This is a genomic window from Nocardioides sp., assembly GCF_016462705.1.
GTDB lineage: Bacteria > Actinomycetota > Actinomycetes > Propionibacteriales > Nocardioidaceae > Nocardioides.
Genome location: NZ_JAEMSS010000203.1, coordinates 1 through 6800 on the forward strand (window position 1 = coordinate 1; position 6800 = coordinate 6800).

The window sequence follows — 6800 nt, forward strand, 5'->3', positions numbered from 1 at the left end:
CGACGATCACGGGGACGTCGAGCTCGTAGATGAACTCCTTGAGGTTGAGCGGCTCCGCCTGCGACGACACGTGCTCGGCCGAGACCGTCGTCCCGCGGATGACGAACATGTCGACGCCGGCGTCGACCACGGCCTTGGCGAACTCCCGGGTGCGCTGGGGGGACAGCGACCCGGCAACGGTCACCCCCGCCTCGCGCACCTCCCGCAGCCGCTCGCTGATCAGCTCGACCTTGACCGGCTCGGCGTAGATCTCCTGCATCCGGGCGGTGGCGTCGGTGCCCCGGAGCTCGCTGACCTCCTCGAGCAGCGGCTCCGGGTCGTCGTACCTGGTCCAGAGCCCCTCGAGGTTGAGCACGCCCAGGCCGCCGTGCCGGCCCAGCGCGATCGCGGTGGCGGGCGACATCACCGAGTCCATCGGCGCGGCCAGGATCGGCAGCTCGAAGCGGTAGGCGTCGATCTGCCAGTCGATGCTCACCTCTTCGGGGTCCCGGGTACGCCGGGAGGGCACGATCGCCACGTCGTCGAAGGCGAACGCGCGCCGGGCGCGCTTGGCTCGGCCGATCTCGATCTCGGTCACGGGAGGAGTCTTTCATCGACCGCCTCGATCAGCGCGCGCAGCGCCGAGGTGTGTGCCCGCAGCGCTCGGCCGCCGGACTTGGTCAGCTTGACCCACGTCGTGCGCCGGCCGTCGAGGACGCCCTTCCGCATGGCGACGTACCCGGCTCTGGCCAGGGCCGACACGTGCTTCGAAAGCACCGAGTCGCTGACGCCCAGCGCCTCGCGGAGGGTCACGAACTCCACCTCGGACACCGCCGTCAGCATCGTCATCAGCTGCAGCCGCGCGGGCGGGTGGATCAGCGGGTCGATCCCGGTCATGCGCGGCCCATCATCCGAGGACGAGCAGGGCGACGAGCCCGGCGACGGTGGCCAGGCCGACCACGGCCAGCATGCCCCGGGAGTCACCATGAGCGTGGGACGCCGGGTCCCGCTGGTAGTCGCGCCACCACAGCCGGGCGCTCACGGCGTAGCCGACCCCACCAGAGACCGACGCCAGAGCGACGAGCCACCACAGGCCGACCAGTCCCGCCCACACGGCGACCCCCAGGCCGGCGGTCTCCGCGAGGGCGGCGCGGTTCGAGGTGCCCATCAGCGCCTTGCTGAACAGCCCACCGACCCGGGCGCCGTTCAGTCTCCGGAACCGCAGCCAGAGGACGGCCACGACGACCGCGAAGAAGAGCGCACCCAAGGCGACCGCGACCAGCCGAGGGCCACTCGCGTCATCTGACAGGCCGTAGGCCACCGCGCCGATCTGGACGGTGGTCGCGACCCCGAGCCAGGTGTGGAACCACGCGGGCGTCCCCAGCGACGCGGCGAGGCGCTGGCGGGCCGACTCGGCCGCGGCGAGCTGGCCGGCGGGGTCGGACGGGAGCGCGGACATACTTTCCATATCGGAAAGTATGGGTCGTACTTTCCAATCTGGCAAGTACGAGATTCAGGACCCCGTGTAGTTGGGCGCTTCCACGGTCATCTGCACGTCGTGGGGGTGGCTCTCCTTGAGCGAGGCCGAGGTGATCCGGATGAACCGGCCCTTGTCCTGGAGCTCGGGGATCGTCTGGGCGCCGACGTAGAACATCGACTGGTTGAGGCCGCCGATGAGCTGGTGCGCGACGGCGGCGAGCGGTCCGCGGTAGGCGACCTGGCCCTCGATGCCCTCCGGGACGATCTTGTCGTCGCTGGACACCTCGGCCTGGAAGTAGCGGTCCTTGGAGTAGGACTTCTTGCCGCGCGAGGACATCGCGCCCAGCGAGCCCATCCCGCGGTAGGACTTGAACTGCTTGCCGTTGACGAAGATCAGCTCGCCCGGGGACTCCTCGCAGCCGGCGAGCAGCGACCCGATCATCACCGTGTCGGCGCCGGCCACGATGGCCTTCGCGATGTCGCCGGACTGCTGGAGGCCGCCGTCGGCGATGACAGGTACGCCGGCGGGCCGGCACGCCAGCGAGGCCTCGTAGACCGCGGTGACCTGCGGGACGCCGCACCCGGTGACGACCCGGGTCGTGCAGATCGAGCCGGGTCCGAAGCCGACCTTGACCGCGTCGGCGCCGGCGTCGACGAACGCCTGGGCGCCTTCACGGGTGGCGACGTTGCCCCCGATCACCTGGACGTGCCGGGTGGCGGGGTCGTTCTTGAGCCGGCGCACCATGTCGAGCAGCAGGGTCACGTGGCCGTGCGCGGTGTCGGCGACCAGGACGTCGACGCCGGCCTCGATGAGGGTGGTGGCCCGCTGCCAGGCGTCGCCGAAGTAGCCGATCGCGGCGCCGACCATGAGCCGTCCGTCGGCGTCCTTGGACGCCAGGGGGAACTGCTCGGACTTCACGAAGTCCTTGACAGTGATGAGCCCGCCGAGGCGGCCCTTCTCGTCGACCAGCGGGAGCCGCTCGCGCTTGTGCTTGCGCAGCAGCGCGGTCGCTTCCTCGCGGGCGATGCCGACCGCCCCGGTCACCAGGGGCATCGGGGTCATGACCTCGTCGACCTTGGTGGTCGCCCACTCCGCGACGGGCGTGAACCGCAGGTCCCGGTTGGTGCAGATGCCGAGCAGCCGCATGTCGCTGTCGACGACCGGGAGACCGGAGACGCGGTACTCGCCGCAGATCCGGTCAAGGTCCTCCAGCGTCGCGTCGGGACCGATGGTGACCGGGTTGGAGATGATCCCGGTCTGGGTCCGTTTCACGAGGTCGACCTGGTAGGCCTGGTCCTCGATCGACAGGTTGCGGTGCAGCACGCCCAGCCCGCCCTGGCGGGCCATCGCGATCGCCATCCGGGACTCGGTGACGGTGTCCATGGCGGCACTGACCAGCGGCACCCGCAGGGACAGCTCCCTGGTCAGCCGCGCGGTGGTGTCGATGTCGGCCGGCACGAGGTCCGAGTGACCGGGCAGCAGCAGGACGTCGTCGTAGGTGAGCCCGAGGGCCGCGAACTTGTCGGGGAGCTCCACTCCCCCAGCCTACCGGCGCGACCGGGACCCCAAATGCCTAGGCGCGCAGCGGTTTGAGGTCGTGCACGGCGATCCGGACGGTGAGCTGGTCCCCCGCCATCCGGATCCGGCCGCGCAGCCCCGCCGCGAGCACCATCGGCAGGGCCGCCTGGTTGTCCGAGCGGGTGGTCAGCAGGATCTCGTCGGCGCCCTTGGCCAGGGCCAGCCGGGCCGCGTCCACGAGGAGCCGCGAGCCGATGCCCCGCCGCTGCCAGGCCGGGTCCACCCCGAGCCCGATCGCGAGCACCCCGGCCTCGTCGGTCTCCGCCAGGGTCGCCCGCCCGACGACCACGTCGTCGATCCGGGCCGCCACCGAGTCGCCCTCGACGGCGTACGCCGGCGCGGCGCCGCCGCCCACCCGGCGCCCGCTGGCCTCCCCGGAGATCCCCGGCGACGCGCTGCGCGCCAGGACGTCGCTCACCAGCGCCGCCATCGCCGCGCCGCGGGCGTGCTCCGTGGCGGTGAACGCCGTCGCCCGCCGGACCTGGACCTCGACGTCGCCGACGGTCATCTCCATGACGTCGTCGGTGGCCGGGCTGCCGTCGACCGACTCGAGCCGGGCGTCGAAGAGCCGGCCCACCACCTCCGGGAACGTCATCGGGCGCTCGAGGACCATCCGCGCCGCCTGGACGTAGAGGGTCGCCTGGTCGGCCAGAGCGTCCTCGCTGCACGGCATCGCCACGACGTCGGAGCCCCCGGCGCCCTCGACCAGCCGGCCGATCTGGGCCGGCTCCCAGTCCTCGGGCGTGCGCAGCACCAGCTCGTCGGTGACCGCCTCGACCCCGGGGAAGATCTGCAGGCCCAGGATGTTGACGTCGGCCAGGCCGCACTGCTCGGCGAGCAGGGCCAGCGCGCCGGGACGGTCGGGCAGCGTCGTACGAACCCTCCACAGCATGAAGGCAGCGTGGGCCGGACAGGTTGCCGGTCGGGGTCGGGAGTGTTTCGGCGGTGCAACGTCGGGTCGACGCCGAGGTGCTCCCTCCTCTCTGGAACCCTGACCTGCGTGTGGACCCGTCTGGCGCGACGAACCGATGCGCTCGTCGACTCCCGCTGGACCATCCCGGTGGCCGCGGCCGCGGCGTTCCTGCTGCGGCTGCCGGGGCTGACCCGCCCGATCCGCGCCGACGAGGCCGGCTTCCTCCTCGTGGCCCGGGCCTGGGACCCGGAGCCGGCCAGCGTCTACGGGCCCTACTTCGTGGACCGTCCACCGCTACTGATCGCCACCTACGGCTGGGCCGACGACGTGGGCGGGCCCCTGTTCATCCGGCTGGTCGGCGCGGTCGCGTGCGCGCTCCTGGTCGTCGCCGCGGCGTACGTCGCGCGGCTGGTCGCGACCGAGACCGCCTCGCGGTGGACGGCGCTCGCCGTGGCCGCGATCACGAGCAACATCGCCATCAACGCGGTCGCGGTGAAGGGCGAGCTGCTCGCGCTGCCGCTGCTCATGGGCAGCCTGTGGCTGGCGCTGCTGGCGGTCCGCGACCGCTCGTGGGTCTACGCCCTCGGCGGCGGGCTGCTGGCCGGCCTGGCCCTCGGCTTCAAGCAGAACCTGGTCGGCGGCATCGTCTTCACCGCCGTGCTGTTCGTCGCCAGCACGTTCGCCGGCCGGATCGGCCTGGCCGACCTCGTCCGGCTCGCCCTGACGGCGTCCGCGGGGGCGCTCGTCCCCCTGCTGGGCACGGTGCTGTGGGCCCGGGCGGCCGGCGTCGACCTCGACGCCCTCTGGTACGCCGTCTACGGCTTCCGGTTCGACGCGGCCGGCGTGCTCGCGTCCGGGAGCGCCGAGACCGAGACGGTCCGGGCCGCGCTGCTCGTCGTCAGCGCGCTGGGCGCCGGCATGCTGCTGGTCATCGGCGGCTTCGTCGTGCACATCCGGGGCGAGTGGGAGGACGACGCGCCTCTGACCGCCGCGGTCGCCGGGATGCTCGTCGTGGACGTCGCCGGGCTGGTGCTCGGCGGCAGCTTCTGGCGGGACTACCTCTTCCCCCTCCTCCCGGCCACCGCCCTGTGCGCCGCGCTGCTGGCCCGGCGGCACAGCAAGCGGGGGGTGGCGATGCGGTCGGTCATCGCCGCGGCGGCCGTGTCCACGGTCGTGCTGCTCGCCGGGTGGGCGGGCTACCAGGCGCTGGGGCTGCAGGAGTTCGACGAGGTCGACACCGGCGAGGCACTGCACGAGGCGGCCGCGCCCGACGACACGCTCGTGGTCTTCGGCGGCCGGGCTGACCTCCAGCTCACCAGTGGCCTGCCGTCGCCGTACGAGCACCTGTGGTCGCTGCCGATGCGCACCCTCGACCCCCACCTGGAGGACCTCGAGGCCGTGGTCACCGGTCCGGACGCCCCGACCTGGATCGTGGAGTGGGTGGGTTTCGAGACCTGGAACGACACCGCCGGGGAGGAGCTGGCCGCGCTGGTCCAGGAGCGGTACGTCGCGCACGGAGCGGGCTGCGGCACCGAGCCGGACCACCGGCGGACCATCTGGCTGCTGCGTGGCACCGACCGTCCGGCCCCCGAGGTGGACTGCCACGGGGGCGGCGTCGGCGGGGCGGCCGCGGGCGACCAACCCTCGCCGGTCAGGACAGGGACATCACCGGCTCGCCGTTGACCAGCCCGTTGCCGGACCGGGTGCACGTCCCGCCGCGCGGCACACCTCCGTTGTAGGCCTGGCGCACGCAGCTGCGGAAGGCCAGCTGCGCCCAGAAGTTCGGGTGCAGGCCCTCCTGGATGTAGTAGGGGCTGCCCGAGCAGCACGTGGTCACGGTGCGGATCTGGTTGACCCACTCGGTCCGGTCGACCGCGGCGGGCTGCGTCCAGGAGGAGAGCCCGACCTCCTCGTAGAGCCCGACGCCGGTCTCGCAGAGCCGGCGGCCGTTGAGTGCCGAGGACAGGTTGAGCACCTTGGCGTTGCTGATCCCGGCCTGGGCGATCGCCCCGGTCACGGTGTTGTTGATGGTGGGCAGCGCGCTGCCGTTGGCCCAGTCGGCGTCCGAGTTCCAGAAGCCGCAGCCACCGGTGCTCTGCCGGGTGTAGCCGCTCTGGGAGTAGCGGAACCCGCTGCCGTTCGGAATCGGCGACGGGTAGGTCTGCACGAGCATGGTCCAGGCGGAGTCGCCGTAGCCGGCGTTGCGCATCGCGGTGCGGACGTTCTGCAGCGCGGTGGAGATGCGCGACCTGACGGTGGCGACGTTGGCCGCGGTGAAGTTGGCGGTCACCGACGAGTCGTCCTTGCAGTAGTCCTTCCACCACGAGGGCGAGGCCAGGAAGTCCTGCACGCACTGCTGGACGATGCTCGCGAAGTTGAAGTCGTTGCCGCCGATCGAGACCACGACCATCCTGACGTTGTGGGTGGCCGCGAAGGTCTGGAGCATCCGGGCCTGCCCCTGCTGGGTCCCGTTGCTGTAGAAGTCCAGCCCCGGCTTGAAGGTGTTCCCGGTCGCCGTGGTGGTCTTCGCGCCCGAGCAGGCGAGGTTGAGGCCGTTGACGCCGCCACCGAGGTAGATCTCGGCGGACTTGCTGCGGTGGCAGCGGTTGATCGCCTCACCGCTCGGGGTGTCGTGGTACGCCGTCGGGCCGAGCGCGTCGGCGGCGGCCGACGAGCTGTTGGAGGAGCCGGCCCAGCGGCCGGCCTCCCCGGAGATGTAGGAGTCGCCGACGCTGACCACCCACGGGGAGCCCACGCCGGGCCCGTCGGCCTGCGCGGCGGGGGCCGCGACCAGGCCCAGGGTGAGGAACGAGACGACGAGCGCCAGGACGCCGAGCACGGCGGGGACGC

At 72.3% G+C, this 6800-nt stretch carries 7 protein-coding genes; 1 reads left to right on the forward strand and 6 read right to left on the reverse strand.

Annotation, left to right across the window (positions count from 1 at the left end; all coding sequences use genetic code 11):
• From JHD21_RS19145 to JHD21_RS19165, 5 genes are all read right to left on the reverse strand, one after another.
• On the reverse strand, positions 1–577 hold a 577-nt coding region (locus JHD21_RS19145), incomplete at its 3' end, for an IMP dehydrogenase (protein ID WP_292678456.1).
• On the reverse strand, positions 574–876 hold the full coding sequence (locus JHD21_RS19150; protein WP_292678458.1) for a transcriptional regulator: 303 nt from the start codon (positions 874–876) through the stop codon (positions 574–576). The genes JHD21_RS19145 and JHD21_RS19150, both read right to left, overlap by 4 nt.
• Positions 877–886: 10 nt before the next feature.
• Positions 887–1447, reverse strand: coding sequence for a hypothetical protein (locus JHD21_RS19155; RefSeq protein WP_292678460.1), 561 nt, complete (start codon positions 1445–1447; stop codon positions 887–889).
• A 45-nt stretch (positions 1448–1492) separates the two neighbouring features.
• A complete protein-coding gene (guaB, locus tag JHD21_RS19160; RefSeq protein ID WP_292678462.1) occupies positions 1493–2995 on the reverse strand; it encodes an IMP dehydrogenase in 1503 nt (500 codons plus the stop codon).
• Positions 2996–3032: 37 nt separating this feature from the next.
• Complete coding sequence (locus JHD21_RS19165) at positions 3033–3929, reverse strand: GNAT family N-acetyltransferase (RefSeq protein WP_292678463.1); 897 nt, start codon at positions 3927–3929, stop codon at positions 3033–3035.
• A 108-nt stretch (positions 3930–4037) separates the two neighbouring features.
• Here JHD21_RS19165 and JHD21_RS19170 point away from each other — a divergent pair, with 108 nt between their 5' ends.
• The gene (locus JHD21_RS19170; protein ID WP_292678465.1) at positions 4038–5633 is read left to right on the forward strand and encodes a hypothetical protein; all 1596 of its coding nucleotides are present in this window, start codon (positions 4038–4040) and stop codon (positions 5631–5633) included.
• Here JHD21_RS19170 and JHD21_RS19175 read toward each other — a convergent pair.
• Complete coding sequence (locus JHD21_RS19175) at positions 5602–6789, reverse strand: hypothetical protein (RefSeq protein WP_292678466.1); 1188 nt, start codon at positions 6787–6789, stop codon at positions 5602–5604. The genes JHD21_RS19170 and JHD21_RS19175 overlap by 32 nt on opposite strands.
• Between the last annotated feature and the right edge of the window lie 11 nt (positions 6790–6800).

Coding starts and splice junctions, on each gene's coding strand:
- JHD21_RS19150 (WP_292678458.1), bottom strand. CDS start 876: ATGACCGGGATCGACCCGCTGATCCACCCGCCCGCGCGGCTGCAGCTG.
- JHD21_RS19155 (WP_292678460.1), bottom strand. CDS start 1,447: ATGGAAAGTATGTCCGCGCTCCCGTCCGACCCCGCCGGCCAGCTCGCC.
- JHD21_RS19165 (WP_292678463.1), bottom strand. CDS start 3,929: ATGCTGTGGAGGGTTCGTACGACGCTGCCCGACCGTCCCGGCGCGCTG.